The 13,421-nt window shown below is 68.0% G+C and carries 12 protein-coding genes; 6 read left to right on the plus strand and 6 right to left on the minus strand.

Annotated features, from left to right (window positions below; genetic code table 11):
- Window positions 1–14 precede the first annotated feature (14 nt).
- Together QWJ38_RS20690 and QWJ38_RS20695 are read right to left on the minus strand one after the other, a co-directional pair.
- Window positions 15–818 carry a hypothetical protein gene (locus tag QWJ38_RS20690; RefSeq protein ID WP_290361034.1) on the minus strand — a complete coding sequence of 268 codons (804 nt, stop codon included), beginning with the start codon at window positions 816–818 and terminating at the stop codon, window positions 15–17.
- A gap of 202 nt (window positions 819–1,020) precedes the next feature.
- Entirely contained in the window at window positions 1,021–2,013 is a 993-nt protein-coding gene (locus QWJ38_RS20695) for a formylglycine-generating enzyme family protein (RefSeq protein ID WP_434064010.1), read from the minus strand.
- A 23-nt stretch (window positions 2,014–2,036) separates the two neighbouring features.
- Between QWJ38_RS20695 and QWJ38_RS20700 the strand changes: the two genes are divergently transcribed.
- On the plus strand, window positions 2,037–3,338 hold the full coding sequence (locus QWJ38_RS20700) for a class I SAM-dependent methyltransferase (protein WP_290361035.1): 1,302 nt from the start codon (window positions 2,037–2,039) through the stop codon (window positions 3,336–3,338).
- Between the two features lie 10 nt (window positions 3,339–3,348).
- Here the strand turns inward: QWJ38_RS20700 and QWJ38_RS20705 are convergent, their stop codons facing one another.
- The 3 genes from QWJ38_RS20705 to QWJ38_RS20715 all read right to left on the minus strand — a co-directional run bounded on the left by QWJ38_RS20705 (window position 3,349) and on the right by QWJ38_RS20715 (window position 6,679).
- A complete protein-coding gene (locus QWJ38_RS20705) occupies window positions 3,349–4,428 on the minus strand; it encodes a hypothetical protein (RefSeq protein ID WP_290361036.1) in 1,080 nt (359 codons plus the stop codon).
- Between the two features lie 147 nt (window positions 4,429–4,575).
- Window positions 4,576–5,553, minus strand: a complete 978-nt coding sequence (locus QWJ38_RS20710; protein ID WP_290361037.1) for a Bug family tripartite tricarboxylate transporter substrate binding protein — start codon at window positions 5,551–5,553, stop codon at window positions 4,576–4,578.
- Between the two features lie 34 nt (window positions 5,554–5,587).
- Window positions 5,588–6,679 (minus strand): tartrate dehydrogenase, encoded by a 1,092-nt coding sequence (locus QWJ38_RS20715; protein ID WP_290361038.1) that lies wholly within the window; start codon window positions 6,677–6,679, stop codon window positions 5,588–5,590.
- Window positions 6,680–6,821: 142 nt separating this feature from the next.
- Between QWJ38_RS20715 and QWJ38_RS20720 the strand changes: the two genes are divergently transcribed.
- Window positions 6,822–7,811 (plus strand): LysR family transcriptional regulator, encoded by a 990-nt coding sequence (locus tag QWJ38_RS20720; protein ID WP_290361039.1) that lies wholly within the window; start codon window positions 6,822–6,824, stop codon window positions 7,809–7,811.
- A 24-nt stretch (window positions 7,812–7,835) separates the two neighbouring features.
- On the opposite strand, the gene QWJ38_RS20725 is transcribed toward QWJ38_RS20720, so the two are convergent.
- Entirely contained in the window at window positions 7,836–8,267 is a 432-nt protein-coding gene (locus tag QWJ38_RS20725) for a GFA family protein (protein ID WP_290361040.1), read from the minus strand.
- Window positions 8,268–8,476: 209 nt separating this feature from the next.
- Here QWJ38_RS20725 and urtA point away from each other — a divergent pair, with 209 nt between their 5' ends.
- Genes urtA through urtD form a run of 4 tightly spaced genes read left to right on the plus strand, consistent with a single transcriptional unit; the run spans window position 8,477 to window position 13,344 of the window.
- Window positions 8,477–9,754 carry an urea ABC transporter substrate-binding protein gene (urtA, locus tag QWJ38_RS20730; RefSeq protein WP_290361041.1) on the plus strand — a complete coding sequence of 426 codons (1,278 nt, stop codon included), beginning with the start codon at window positions 8,477–8,479 and terminating at the stop codon, window positions 9,752–9,754.
- A gap of 13 nt (window positions 9,755–9,767) precedes the next feature.
- Window positions 9,768–11,330 (plus strand): urea ABC transporter permease subunit UrtB, encoded by a 1,563-nt coding sequence (gene urtB, locus QWJ38_RS20735; protein ID WP_290361042.1) that lies wholly within the window; start codon window positions 9,768–9,770, stop codon window positions 11,328–11,330.
- 17 nt (window positions 11,331–11,347) lie between these two features.
- Window positions 11,348–12,466: an urea ABC transporter permease subunit UrtC gene (gene urtC / locus QWJ38_RS20740; protein WP_434064017.1), complete on the plus strand. Its 1,119-nt coding sequence runs from the start codon at window positions 11,348–11,350 to the stop codon at window positions 12,464–12,466.
- A complete protein-coding gene (gene urtD / locus QWJ38_RS20745) occupies window positions 12,463–13,344 on the plus strand; it encodes an urea ABC transporter ATP-binding protein UrtD (protein WP_290361044.1) in 882 nt (293 codons plus the stop codon). The genes urtC and urtD overlap by 4 nt, the downstream gene beginning before the upstream one ends.
- The last annotated feature ends 77 nt before the right edge of the window (window positions 13,345–13,421 follow it).

A 13,421-nucleotide genomic window follows, 5' to 3' on the forward strand; every position in this document is an offset into this window, starting at 1 on the left:
TCAAGCGATTCTCCTCATTGGGCACTCGCGCGCGCGCAAGCCTTGGTTTCCTGGCGCGCCGGGCAGTGCATCGTTGCGGAGCAGGAAGCGAACTTGGCGCCGAAGAAGTCGGCAGGCTTGTCGCATTGCAGGGGATCGAGCCGGCCGGGTCGGCCGTTGCAAAGCGTCGCTCGGTCAAGCTTGGCGTAGTCGCGCTCCGCCTTGGCCTGCAGCATGACGATAGGGGTCATGTCGAGCTTCTGCGAGTAGGCCGGGTAGTCGATCGTGCATTTCTCGGGCTGGGGCGGCATCTTCTTGCGGGCATCCTCGCGCGCGGTGACGAGGCGCTCGGCTTCCTGGGCAGACAGGCGCAGTCGCTTTGCCTCCTCCGCCATCAGCCGTTCACGGCGAGCCTTCTCGGCCGCAAGCGCCGCTTCCTTCTGGCGACGCTCCTGCTCCACACGCTGGCGCTCGAGCTCCTGGGCCCGTTGTGCCGCGGCCGCCTTCGCCGCCCGCTCCCGCTGCAGGCGCGCCTCCTCGGCGGCGAGTTCCTGTTTCAGCTTGTCGGCAGCGAGCTGTTGTTCCGGCGACGCCGCCTTGCAGTGGCCGAGAGCCACGCATTTGACAGGTGTCACGCAGTAAAGATTCTCGATGTCGTCGATATTCATGCCGACGGTGTTGACCCGCAGATAGCTGCGAATGTCGACGGAGCGCCCCTCGGCCTTGGCCTTCTTGCCCGTGCACGGGAACCAGATGCCCAGCTCCGCGGCTGACGACAGCGAGGGAAGGCCCGCAAGCGCCGCGACGAACAGCAAACAAATCAGACGATGAAGTGGCATATCGAATGGTGCTCCAGAGGGGCGGCATCTCCGGCCCCGCGGCATCCTAGTCGAGGCCGTTCGAGCTTCGTGGTCCGCGCGGGCAAGGTTCTGAGCACAATGCCGCGCTGGAGCGCTTCTTTCACAATGGGCTGGCCGCTCGCACCCGCAAGACCGGCGGCTGCTTCCGAAAGCCGGCTGAATCCGTCGGCTCAGCCCAAGCTCAGTCCTCCCTCACCAACCTCATCCCCACCAGCGTATAGCGCGTGTCCGGCGCATTCCAATTGCGGAACGACGAGCGCGCGTAGAAAGCCCAGGTGTGCCAGGAGCCGCCGCGGCGGACCTTGACACCGCCTCCGGCCGGTTTGGGCGGGCCCTGCGGGTCGTCGAGCGGCGACTGCGCGTAGTAGTCCTCGCCATGCCAGTCGGCCACCCACTCCCAGGCATTGCCGTGCATGTCGTAGAGGCCCCAGGCGTTCGGCGCGAAGCTGCCCACCGGGGCGGTGAAGGCGTGGCCGTCGTGGTGCGGCAGCGCCATCGCCTGCCAGCGCGGCCACAGGGCGGCGCTGTCGGCATCGAAGACATTGGCGATGCGCGCCAGCGAGCGCGGATCGTCGCCGGACGCGTAGCGCGTGCGCGTGCCGGCGCGGCAGGCGTACTCCCATTCGGCCTCGGTCGGCAGCCGGTAGCGCCGGCCCTCGGTCTTGCTGAGCCATTCGGCGAGGGCAACCGCGTCGTTCCAGGTGATGTTGACGACTGGATGGTCGTCGGTTTGCGCGAAGCCGGGATCGGCCCAGGAATAGCGCGGCAGCCTGCCCTCGAAGGCGTCGCCGCGCGGGCTGGTCGCCGGGTCGTAGTCTTTGCGCCAGCCGTAGCCGCCGGTGCCGTCGGCGATCGACTCGGGCACATAGCCGGAGGCCTGCAGGAAGCGCCGGAACTGGCCGACGGTGACTTCGTGCCGACCCATCAGGAAGGGCTTGGTGATGCGCACCCGGTGCACCGGCCCCTCGTCGGTCAGCTTGAGGAAACGCTCGCGCGGCAGCGCCGGGAAGGCCGCGGCCAGGGCCTCGGGGCTTTCCTCGCTGCCCATCAGGAATTCGCCGGCCGGGATCCGGACGAAGCGCATGCCCAGGCTGTTGCTCCATTCGGGCTCGGCGGCCTGGGCCGCGAACGCGATCGCGAGCAAGGCCGGCAGAAGTGGGGTTCTCGGTTCCATGCCGCGATGCTAGGGCCGCGGCCATGGGGGAGAATCGGGTTTTCCGCCAGCCCTCGCCGATGTTCACCGATCTGATCACTCCGCCGCCCGCCGCCGAGGCCGATGCCCGCCAGCGCTTCATGCGCCTGCTGCGCCTGGCGCTGAGCGGCGAGGGCGGCTTCAACAAGCTGCTGCTGAGCAAGTACAGCGGGCCCAAGGACGAGAAGATCGAGCGGCTGACCGTGCGCGAGCTCGAGCTGCGCGGCGAGCGTCAGCTGTCCTTTCTGTGGCGGCATGCGAGCAAGGATGTCACCAAGAACCACCCGCTCGAGCAAGGCCTGGCCCTGATCGACGAGCTGCTCGGCACCCAATTCCAGAACGCCCATCTGCTGGCCGGCGGCCAGGAGCTGCAGCTGGCCTTCAGCCGCAAGGGCCGGCCGAGCTTGCGCGTCGCCAAGCTGGCCGCGGACGAGCTCGCCGCGCCGACCGCGCACGACAAGGAAAAGCAGCGCCATCTGGAGCTGGGCAAGCCGTTCTGGACCGCGCTGGGCCTGACGCACGAGGGCAGGGCCGGCGAGCGCCAGCTGGTGCCGGCGATGTCGCGCAAATGGAAGCAGATCAACAAGTTCATCGAGGTGATGAGCGCGGCGATCAAGAGCAGCCCGCTGGCCGGGGCGGCCGAGATCCATGTCAGCGATTTCGGCTCCGGCAAGGGCTATCTGACCTTCGCAATGCACGACTGGCTGAGCAGCCAGGGCAAGCAGGCCGAGGTCAGCGGCATCGAGCTGCGCGAGGACATGGTCCGGCTCTGCAATGCCGCGGCCCAGCAGCATGGCCTGGCGGGCCTGCGTTTCGTCCAGGACGATGTGCGCCACTACAAGCCCGCGCGGCTGGACGTGATGATCGCCCTGCATGCCTGCGATATCGCGACCGACTACGCAATCCACCTGGGCCTGCGGGCCGGCGCCGGCATCATCATGTGCTCGCCCTGCTGCCACAAGCAGATCCGCCCGCAGATGCAGCTGCCGCCGCAGCTGCGGCCGATGCTGCAGCACGGCATCCATCTGGGCCAGGAGGCCGAAATGGTCACCGATGCCCTGCGCGCGCTGCTGCTGGAGGCTTCGGGCTACGAGACCCAGGTCTTCGAGTTCATCGCGCTGGAACACACCAGCAAGAACAAGATGATCCTGGCGGTGAAGAAGAGCGGCGCGGCCCTGGCCGCGGCCGAGAAGAAACGGCCCGAGCTGCTGGCGCAGATCTCAGAGATCAAGCGCTTCTACGGCATCCGCGAGCAGTGCCTGGAGAGCCTGATCCAGCAGGGCGAGGGCGCCGCCTGCCCGGCCTGAACGAACTTATTTATTTGCCGATAAACGGCGTCGCCGGCGTCATGCCTTCCTGCATCAGCTTGAGCTCGGCCTTGTACCACTTGTCGAAGACGGCATTGAAGGCCTTCTCGTACTCGCCGCTGGCCAGTGACCAGCCGGTGGACGCGCGCGAGCAGGCGGGCTTGGCCATCGCCGCGCTGACATAGTCGGCGCTGCCACCGGTGGCCTTCTTGCCGGTCTCGACCAGATCGCAGGCGACCGAGGCGGCGGCGAGGTACTCCTTCTCGGCCTCCTTCTTCTTGCCCTGGTCGTAGAGCAGCGAGCCCAGATCGTTCTTGATCTCGGCATAGCGCACGCGCGGATCGACGTCGAGCGCGTTCTTGACGCCGGCCTCGTCCTTGCGCCACAGCCATTGCTCGGCGCGCCGCAGCGCCTCGATGCCGCGGTTCTGCAACTCGGTCTTCTCGATCTTCGGCTGGATGCCCTGCGAGGGCCGGCGGCCGGGGAAGTAGTTGCTGGTGTAGACCTTGGCCAGCGCCATCTCGAATTCCTCGCCGTCGACGAAGCCGCCCTTCAGCAGGTCGCGCTGGCGCTCGGAAGTCAGCTTGGCGCGGTTGTCGTCGAAGCGATCCAGGGCCTGGCGTCCCGTCGCGATGACCCGGTCGGCCTCGGGGACGCGATCCAGTTGCAGCAGGGTCAGGGCCGCTTCCTTGAACAGGCGCTGGTTCTCGATATAGGTGTGGAAATGCTTGCCGCCGTCGAAATGCTCGCGCACACCGGCCAGACCGGCGCCCAGCACCTGCAGCGCCTCCTCGGGCTTGCCGCTCTCGCGCAGGGCCGCGCCGCGCCAGGTCAGCGCCTGCATCGCATATTTGAAGAGATCGTGGCGCTCCGATTCGGTCGCATCGGGGGCGCGGTAGGCGCGCTCGTAACCGTCCATCAGGGCTGCGCAGCTGTCGGCCTTCAGCTTCATGCAGTCGATCAGGTGCTTGTTCCGCACCTCCTTGAAGATGTCGACCATCTTGCCCGGGGCGGCGCCGTCCTGGGCCGAGGCGGCGAGATGCAGGCAGGCCGCGACAACGATCGCGCCGCGGCGCAGGAGTCCGTTCATGTTCTTGATCCGTTCGAGTACGTCCCCTGGGGGCAGGGTCGCCGGATTCTAGAAAGCGTCAAGCGCCGACGGCCGGGTCGGCGCGGGCGGTCCGCCGAATACGTCACGGCCGGGGCGCCCCAAAGCGGCGCAAGGCTTGCCCGATCGCTATTCGATCGTCACCTTCGCGTCCTTGACCAGCTTGGCGAACTTCTCGGTCTCGCCCTTGATCTGCTGGGCCATCTGATCGCTGCTGTTGCCGATGGGCTCGGCGCCGATCTCGTCCATGCGCTTCCTGAAGTCCGGCGACTGGATCACCTTGACCATCTCGGCATTGAGCCGCGCGACGATGTCCTTGGGCGTCGCTACCGGCGCCAGCACGCCGAACCAGGTGCCGATATTGAAGCCCTTCAGCCCCGCCTCGTCCAGGGTCGGTACATCGGGCAGGGCCGAGCTGCGCTTGGCCGTCGTCACCGCCAGCGCGCGCAGCTTGCCGGCCTTGATATGCGGCAGCACCGGCGTCACCGTGTCGAATGACATCGTGATCTGCCCGCCCAGGAGGTCGGTCGCCAGCGGACCGCTGCCCTTGTAGGGGATGTGCATGAGGTCGGTACCGGTGACGTTCTCGAACTGCGTGCCGATCAAATGCTGGGCGGTGCCATTCCCGTTCGAGCCGTAGCTGAACTTGCCCGGCTGCGTCTTCAGCAGGGCCACCAGTTCGGCGACGTTCCTGGCCGGCGTCGCCGCGTTGACGACCAGCACATTCGGCACCAGCGCGATCTCGGTGATGGGCTGGAAGTCCTTCTGGAAGTCGTAGGGCAGCTTCTTGTAGACGCTGCTGGCAATCGTGTGGTGGACGGCGCCGACCAGCAGCGTGTAGCCGTCCGGCTTGGACTTGGCCGCATAGTCGGCGCCCAGGGTCGCGCCGGCGCCCGGCTTGCTTTCGACGATGACCGGTTGGCCCAGCACGGGCTGCAGCTTGTCGGCCAGCGCACGGGCCAGCACATCGGTCGTGCCGCCGGCCGGGAAGGGCACGACCAGGGTGACCGGCTTGGCCGGCCAGGCCTGGGCATGAACCGCCGTCGTGGCGGCGGCGAACAGGGCGGTGGCCAGCAGCAGCCGGCGGCGATTGGGCTTGTGGCTCATCGTTTGTCTCCTCTTGTGATCGTGATCGGACCGCTCAGGCGGCCTTGCGTTGCTGCTCGTCGCGCAATTGCGCGCAGACGGCGGCGGTCACATCGGCCGTGCGGGCTTGGCCGCCGAGGTCGCCGGTGTGCAGGGCCGGGTCGGCGGTGACGCGCTCGATCGCCGCCATCAGCCGCCCCGCGGCGGCCTGCTCGCCGAGATGCTCGAGCAGCATCACGCAGGACCAGAAGGTGCCGACCGGATTGGCCAGGCCCTTGCCCATGATGTCGAAGGCCGAGCCGTGGATCGGCTCGAACATCGAGGGGTAGCGGCGCTCGGGATCGATATTGCCAGTCGGCGCGATGCCCAGGCTGCCGGCCAGGGCGGCGGCCAGGTCGCTGAGGATGTCGGCATGCAGATTGGTCGCGACGATGGTGTCCAAGGTGTCGGGCTTGTTGACCATGCGCGCGGTGGCTGCGTCGACCAGTTCCTTGCCCCAGGTGACGTCGGGAAACTCCTTGCTGATCTGCAGGGCGATCTCGTCCCACATCACCATCGCATGGCGCTGCGCATTGCTCTTGGTGATCACGGTCAAGAGCTTGCGGGGGCGCGACTGGGCCAGCTTGAAGGCGTAGCGCATGATGCGCTCGACGCCGGTGCGGGTCATCATCGACACGTCGGTGGCCGCCTCGATAGCGTGCCCCTGGTGGACGCGGCCGCCGACGCCGGCGTACTCGCCCTCGGAGTTCTCGCGCACGATCACCCAGTTCAGGTCCTCGGGCCCGCAGCGCTTCAGCGGCGCGTCGATGCCCGGCAGGATGCGGGTCGGCCGCACGTTCGCATACTGGTCGAAGCCCTGGCAGATCTTCAGGCGCAGGCCCCACAGCGTGATGTGATCGGGGATGTCCGGATCGCCGGCCGAGCCGAACAGGATCGCGTCCTTGTCGCGCAGCGCGTCGAGCCCGTCGATGGGCATCATCTCGCCATGCGCGCGGTACCAGTCGCCGCCCCAGCCGAAGTTCTCGAACTCGAAGCCAAAGCCGCCGCCGCTGGCCGTCGCCAGCGCCTCCAGCACCTGCTGGCCGGCCGGAATCACTTCCTTGCCGATGCCGTCACCAGGGATCGTGGCGATGCGATAGGTCTTCATAGCGCTGTCTCCTTCAGTTCCTGGGTCCTCGGACCCGTCAATGCGGCAGGGGATGTCTGCCATGGGCGAACTGTAGAAAGTCGACGGTCGCTGGGGACGCCGCTAAAGTGAAGCCATTGTTAACCTGAGTTCACAAGTCACCATGGCTTCCGGAAGCGGCAGAAGCGGCAGAAGCGGCGGCAACGGCAGTGGCAAGAGCGGCAGCGGCGGCGGCATCCAGCCGGCCGATCTGAGCTTCTTCTCGGCGCTGGCCGGCGCCGGCAGCCTCAGCGCCGCAGCGCGCGAGCTGGGCGTGACGACGCCGGCCGTCAGCAAGCATCTGGCGCAGCTGGAGCTGCGCGTCGGCGTCGCCCTGGTCAACCGCACGACGCGACGGATGAGCCTGACGCCCGAGGGCGAACTGATGCTCGAACATGCGCGCCGCATCCTCGGCGAGATCGGCGATCTGGAGGACCTGCTCGGCGCGGCCCAGGGCTCGCCCAAGGGGCTCTTGCGCGTCAACGCGACCCTGGGCTTCGGCCGCAGCCATGTGGCGCCCCTGGTCTCGGAGTTCGTGCGCCGCCATCCGCAGGTCGAGGTGCAGCTGCAGCTCTCGGTCAGCCCGCCGCCGCTCAGCGAGGACGCCTTCGACGTCTGCATCCGCTTCGGCCCGCCGCCGGACGCGCGCGTGATCGCGCGCCGCATCGCGCCGAATCGGCGCCTGCTGTGCGCGGCGCCGGCCTATCTGGCGCGCCGCGGCACGCCCAAGGTGCCGGCCGATCTGAGCGCCCACAACTGCATCGGCATCCGCCAGGGCGAGGAGGCCTATGGCCTGTGGCGGCTGGCCCAGGGCAGCGGGCGCAATGGGGGCGACAAGCACAGCGAGGCGATCAAGACGCGCGGCAATCTGAGCACCAACGACGGCGAGATCGCCGTCAACTGGGCGCTCGACGGCCACGGCATCCTGATGCGCGCCGAATGGGACATCGCCCGCTATCTGCAGAGCGGCCGCCTGGTGCAGGTCTTGCCCGACTACTGGACGCCCGACGCCGACATCTACGCCGTCTACCCGCAGCGCCACCAGACGGCGGCGCGGGTGCGCGCCTTCGTCGAGCATCTGGCGGCGCAGCTGGGCGAGGGCAGGGCCGGCTAGGACAGGCCGCCGCGCCGATCAGCGCTACTCACCCTCGACGAAGCGCACGTCCGCGATCCAGCCGCGCGCCCGCCGGGCCAGCCGGCCGGCCTCGTCCTCGCCGTCGAAGTCGGCGCTCGAGCGCTTCAGCAGCGCCGGGGCGACGTTCTCGAAGGCATTGACGTTGACGACCGCGTAGAGCCGGCCGGCTATGGTGCTGGTCACCAGCGGGACGGCGCCGCAGCTGGCGCAGACATGGAAGTCGGCCGTGCGCGTGCCAAAGGCGTAGCGGCTGAGCCGGGCCGGATCGGCGATGCGCACCGACAGCGTGCCGCCGGGGCAGGAGGTCCAGACGCCGCCATGCTTGCGGCAGAAGCTGCAGCCGCAGGCGCGCGCCGGGATCTCGAGCGGCGCTTCAGGCCGCCAGTCGAGCTCGAAGCGGATATTGCGGCAGTGGCAGGCACCGTGGATCAGCATGGCGGCCGATGCTGCCATGAAGCGGCGGCGCCCGCCAGCCCCGCCCGCTGCTCGGGGTTCGCGCAGGCCCGCCGAGCAGCGGCGCACGCGGCGCGGCCGCCACGACCTACGCCAGATGGCGTATTCCGCCGCCGCGCGGGCCTGGACAGACTGCATCCAGTTGTCCCCGTCCTTCTTCTTCTCCACGACCAACCACGGAGCCTGTCGCCATGAAACTGCTATCCCGCCGCGCCCTGAGCCTGTCCGCCCTGAGCCTGGGCCTCGCCGCCCTCGGCCTGCCCAGCGCCTTCGCCGCCGACACGATCAAGGTCGGCGTGCTGCACTCGCTGTCCGGCACGATGGCGATCTCGGAGACCGTGCTGAAGGACACCGTGCTGATGGCGATCGAGGAGATCAATGCCAAGGGCGGCCTCTTGGGCAAGAAGCTGGAGCCGGTGGTCGTCGACCCGGCCTCCAACTGGCCGCTGTTCGCCGAGAAGGCCAAGCAGCTCATCTCGCAGGACAAGGTGGCCGTCGTGTTCGGCTGCTGGACCAGCGTGTCGCGCAAGTCGGTGCTGCCGGTCTTCGAGGAGCTGAACTCGCTGCTCTTCTACCCGGTGCAGTACGAGGGCGAGGAGCTGAGCAAGAACGTCTTCTACACCGGCGCCGCGCCCAACCAGCAGGCCATCCCCGCGGTCGAATACCTGATGAGCAAGGACGGCGGCTCCGCCAAGCGCTTCGTGCTCTTGGGCACCGACTATGTCTATCCGCGCACGACCAACAAGATCCTGCGTGCCTTCCTGAAGAGCAAGGGTGTCGCCGACGCCGACATCATGGAGGAGTACACCCCCTTCGGTCATAGCGACTACCAGGGCATCATCGCCAAGATCAAGAAGTTCTCGGCCGAGGGCAAGAAAACGGCCGTGGTCTCGACCATCAACGGCGACTCCAATGTGCCCTTCTACAAGGAGCTGGGCAACCAGGGCCTGAAGGCGACCGACGTGCCGGTCGTGGCCTTCTCGGTCGGCGAGGAGGAACTGCGCGGCGTCGATACCAAGCCGCTGGTCGGCCACCTGGCCGCCTGGAACTACTTCATGTCGGTCAAGAACCCGGCCAATGCCGAGTTCACCAAGAAATGGGCGGACTACGCCAAGGCCAAGGGCATTGCCGGCCACAAGGACAAGCCGCTGACCAATGACCCGATGGAGGCCACCTATATCGGCTTCAATATGTGGGCGCAGGCGGTGACCAAGGCCAAGAGCACCGACACCGACAAGGTGATCGCCGCGATGGCCGGCCAGACGGTCAAGGCGCCGGGCGGCTTCACCTCGACGATGGACGCCAAGAACCACCATCTGCACAAGCCGGTCTTCATCGGCGAGGTCAAGGCCGACGGCCAGTTCAACGTGGTCTGGAAGACGCCCGGACCGGTCAAGGCCGAGCCCTGGAGCCCCTTCATTCCCGAGAACAAGGGCAAGAAGGACGAGCCGGTCGCCAAGTCCTCCTGATCGGGCCTCCGTGATGATCCAGCGCCTGCTGCTGAAGGCGGGCGCTTGGCTGTTGCTTGTCATTCTGAGCAGCCAGGCGCATGCCCTGACCCCGGACCAGAGCCGCGCGATCGCGGCCGGCGAGACCGATGAGCGTATCGCCGCGCTGAATGCGGCCGCGGCGCGCGGCGATGCGGAGCTGGCCGCCTTCGTGCAGGCGCTGCTCGACGACCGGGTCAAGCTGCTGGCCGACCGGGCCGTCGTGCTCGCCGCGGCCGATCAGCCGGCGCCGGACGGCGCCGAGGACGTCGTCAACAACAACCGCATGCGCGGCGCGCTGCAGGCGGCGTTGGCGGCGCTGAAGCTGTTCTCGCCCGATCCCGCCGCCCGGCGCGCGGCCGTCGCCGAGCTGGGCAAGCAGGGGCTGGACGAGTCGCAGCTGCCGCTGCTGGACAAGGCCCTGGCCCAGGAAAGCGATGCCGCGCTGAAGCAGCAGCTGGGCCTGCTGCGCGCGGCCCTGGTCGTCGCCTCGCCGGACAAGTCGCGGCGGCTGGAGGCGGCGCAGCAGCTGGCCGACGCCAGCGACCCGGCCGTCAAAAGCCTGCTGGTCGAGCGCATCGCCGCCGAGCCGGACGCCGAGGTGAAGTCGGCGCTCAAGCAGGCGCTGGCCGCGCTGGACGGCCGCCTGGCCTGGGGCGAACGCCTGGGCCTGGTCTTCACCGGCCTGAGCCTGGGCTCCATCCTGCTGCTGGTGGCGCTGGGCCTGGCCATCACTTACGGGCTGATGGGCGTCATCAATATGGCCCACGGCGAGCTGATGATGATCGGCGCCTATGCGACCTATCTGGTGCAGAACGCCTTCCGCGCCTGGCTGCCGGGCGGCTTCGACTACTACGTGCTGCTGGCCATTCCCGCCAGCTTCCTGGCGGCGGCCCTGGTGGGCGCCGTGCTCGAGCGCAGCGTGATCCGCTGGCTTTACGGCCGGCCGCTGGAGACCTTGCTGGCCACCTGGGGCATCTCGCTGGTGCTGATGCAGGCGGTGCGCTCGCTGTTCGGCGCGCAGAACGTGCCGGTCGAGAACCCGGCCTGGCTGTCCGGCGGCGTCGCGGTGATGAGCAATCTGACCCTGCCCTTCAACCGCATCGCCATCATTGTGTTTGCCTTCGCGGTGCTGGGCGGCGTCGCGCTCTTGATCGCGAAGACGCGCCTGGGCCTGTTCGTGCGCGGCGTCACGCAGAACCGCCGCATGGCCGCCTGCATGGGCGTCAATACCGCGCGCATCGACTGCTATGCCTTCTCGCTGGGCGCCGGCATCGCCGGCCTGGCCGGCTGCGCGCTGAGCCAGGTCGGCAATGTCGGCCCCGATCTGGGCCAGAGCTATATCGTCGACAGCTTCATGGTCGTGGTGCTCGGCGGCGTCGGCCAGCTGGCCGGCACGGTGATCGCGGCGCTGGGCCTGGGCGTGCTGAACAAGCTGCTGGAGGGCGTGGCCGGCGCGGTGCTGGCCAAGATCATGGTGCTGATCTTCATCGTCGTCTTCATCCAGAAGCGGCCGCAGGGCCTGTTCGCGATGAAGGGGCGCAGCGCGGAAGCCTGATGAGCCACGAGATGATGATGAACACCCCCACCACCTCGACCGCCGCGCTGCTGCCGCAGGCGCCGCGCCTGCTGTCCGCGCGCGGCTGGAGCGCCGTGCTGGTCGCCCTGCTGACGATCGCGGTGCTGGTGCCGCTGCTGAACCTCTGGGTGCCTCCGGGCCACTGGCTGCACCTGAGCGACTACAGCGTCGGCCTGACGGCCAAGATCATGTGCTACGCGATCTGCGCGCTGGCGATGGACCTGATCTGGGGCTATACCGGCATCCTGTCGCTGGGCCACGGCCTCTTCTTTGCGCTGGGCGGCTATGCGATGGGCATGTACCTGATGCGCCAGATCGGCCGCGACGGCAACTACCAGAGCGATCTGCCGGACTTCATGGTCTTCCTCGACTGGAAGGCCTTGCCCTGGCACTGGGGCTTCAGCGACAGCCTCGCCTTTCAGCTGCTGATGGTGCTGGCCGTGCCGGGCCTGCTGGCCTTCGTGTTCGGCTTCTTCGCCTTCCGCTCGCGCATCAAGGGCGTCTACTTCTCCATCATCACGCAGGCGCTCAGCTATGCGGCGATGCTGCTGTTCTTCCGCAACGAGACCGGCTTCGGCGGCAACAACGGCTTCACCGACTTCAAGCGCATCGCCGGCATCCCGCTGCAGTTGCCCGGCACGCGCATGGCGCTGTTCGTCGCCACCGGCCTCGTCCTGCTGGGCTTCTACTTGATGGCGCGCTGGATCGTCGCCAGCAAGTTCGGCCGCGTGCTGCAGGCGATCCGCGATGCCGAGGGCCGGGTGATGTTCACCGGCTACGACCCCTTGGCCTATAAGCTGGCGATCTGGACCCTGTCGGCGCTGATGTGCGGCGTCGCCGGTGCGCTCTATGTGCCCCAGGTCGGCATCATCAACCCGGGCGAGATGAGCCCGGCCGCCTCGATCGAGATCGCGATCTGGACGGCTGTCGGCGGCCGCGCCAGCCTGATCGGCCCCATCGTCGGCGCCTTCTTCGTCAACGGCGCGAAGAGCTGGTTCACCCAGGTGTTTCCGGAGTTCTGGCTCTACTTCCTGGGCGCGCTGTTCATCGCGGTGACCTTGTTCCTGCCGAACGGCATCATCGGCCTGTTCCGCAAGAAGGGAGAGCGGGAATGACGCCCGAGCTGATGGAGGCCGGCGCCGAGGCGCTGCAACACCATGCCGAGCTCGAGGCCCAGAAGGATGCCTCGGGTGGCCGCGGCGCGTCCTTCGGCCGCCTGCTGACCGCCGGCCTGCCGGACTTTGCCCATGGCGTCGCGCTCTACCTCGACGACGTGACGGTCAGCTTCGACGGCTTCAAGGCCCTGAACCGGCTGAGCCTGCTGATCAATGTCGGCGAGCTGCGCTGCATCATCGGCCCCAACGGTGCCGGCAAGACGACGATGATGGATGTCATCACCGGCAAGACCCGGCCCGACGAGGGCACGGTCAGCTTCGGCCAGAACATCGACCTGCTGCGCCTGCGCGAGAACGAGATCGCCGAGATCGGCATCGGCCGCAAGTTCCAGAAGCCCACGGTGTTCGAGCCGCTGTCGGTGTTCGAGAACCTGGAGCTGGCGCTGAAGGCCGACCGCCGCGCCCGTGCCAGTCTCTTCCATCGCCTCTCCGGCGCGCAGCTGGACCGCATCGCCGAGATCCTCGAGCTGATCCACCTGCTGCCGGCCGCGCAACGCCAGGCCGGCCTGCTCTCGCACGGCCAGAAGCAGTGGCTGGAGATCGGCATGCTCTTGATGCAGGACCCGAAGCTGCTGCTGCTCGACGAGCCGGTGGCCGGCATGACCGACGAGGAGACCGAGCGCACGGCCGAGCTGTTCCTGTCGCTGGAGGGCCAGCATTCGCTGGTCGTCGTCGAGCACGATATGAAGTTCGTCGACCAGCTGACCCAGGGAAAGAAGAAGGTGACCGTGCTGCACGAGGGCTCGGTGCTGGCGGAAGGGCTGTTGGCCGAGGTGCAGGCGAACGAGAAGGTGGTGGAGGTGTACCTTGGGCGCTGAGTTGATGGTGACTTGCGCTGGTCGGCCGACAGCGGGTACCCGCCGACCTCCGTGCCAGGGCGAGGACGCCCTGGCGC

This window comes from Roseateles violae (assembly GCF_030410485.1).
In the GTDB taxonomy this organism is placed as follows: Bacteria; Pseudomonadota; Gammaproteobacteria; order Burkholderiales; family Burkholderiaceae_C; genus Roseateles_D; species Roseateles_D violae.

What these genes read in the sequence shown, in the direction of transcription:
- QWJ38_RS20695 (WP_434064010.1), bottom strand. Translation starts at nt 2,013, where the DNA reads ATGGAACCGAGAACCCCACTTCTGCCGGCCTTGCTCGCGATCGCGTTC.
- QWJ38_RS20700 (WP_290361035.1), top strand. Translation starts at nt 2,037, where the DNA reads ATGGGGGAGAATCGGGTTTTCCGCCAGCCCTCGCCGATGTTCACCGAT.
- QWJ38_RS20725 (WP_290361040.1), bottom strand. Translation starts at nt 8,267, where the DNA reads ATGCTGATCCACGGTGCCTGCCACTGCCGCAATATCCGCTTCGAGCTC.
- QWJ38_RS20690 (WP_290361034.1), bottom strand. Translation starts at nt 818, where the DNA reads ATGCCACTTCATCGTCTGATTTGTTTGCTGTTCGTCGCGGCGCTTGCG.
- QWJ38_RS20710 (WP_290361037.1), bottom strand. Translation starts at nt 5,553, where the DNA reads ATGAGCCACAAGCCCAATCGCCGCCGGCTGCTGCTGGCCACCGCCCTG.
- urtA (WP_290361041.1), top strand. Translation starts at nt 8,477, where the DNA reads ATGAAACTGCTATCCCGCCGCGCCCTGAGCCTGTCCGCCCTGAGCCTG.
- urtC (WP_434064017.1), top strand. Translation starts at nt 11,348, where the DNA reads ATGAACACCCCCACCACCTCGACCGCCGCGCTGCTGCCGCAGGCGCCG.
- QWJ38_RS20715 (WP_290361038.1), bottom strand. Translation starts at nt 6,679, where the DNA reads ATGAAGACCTATCGCATCGCCACGATCCCTGGTGACGGCATCGGCAAG.
- urtB (WP_290361042.1), top strand. Translation starts at nt 9,768, where the DNA reads ATGATCCAGCGCCTGCTGCTGAAGGCGGGCGCTTGGCTGTTGCTTGTC.
- QWJ38_RS20720 (WP_290361039.1), top strand. Translation starts at nt 6,822, where the DNA reads ATGGCTTCCGGAAGCGGCAGAAGCGGCAGAAGCGGCGGCAACGGCAGT.
- urtD (WP_290361044.1), top strand. Translation starts at nt 12,463, where the DNA reads ATGACGCCCGAGCTGATGGAGGCCGGCGCCGAGGCGCTGCAACACCAT.
- QWJ38_RS20705 (WP_290361036.1), bottom strand. Translation starts at nt 4,428, where the DNA reads ATGAACGGACTCCTGCGCCGCGGCGCGATCGTTGTCGCGGCCTGCCTG.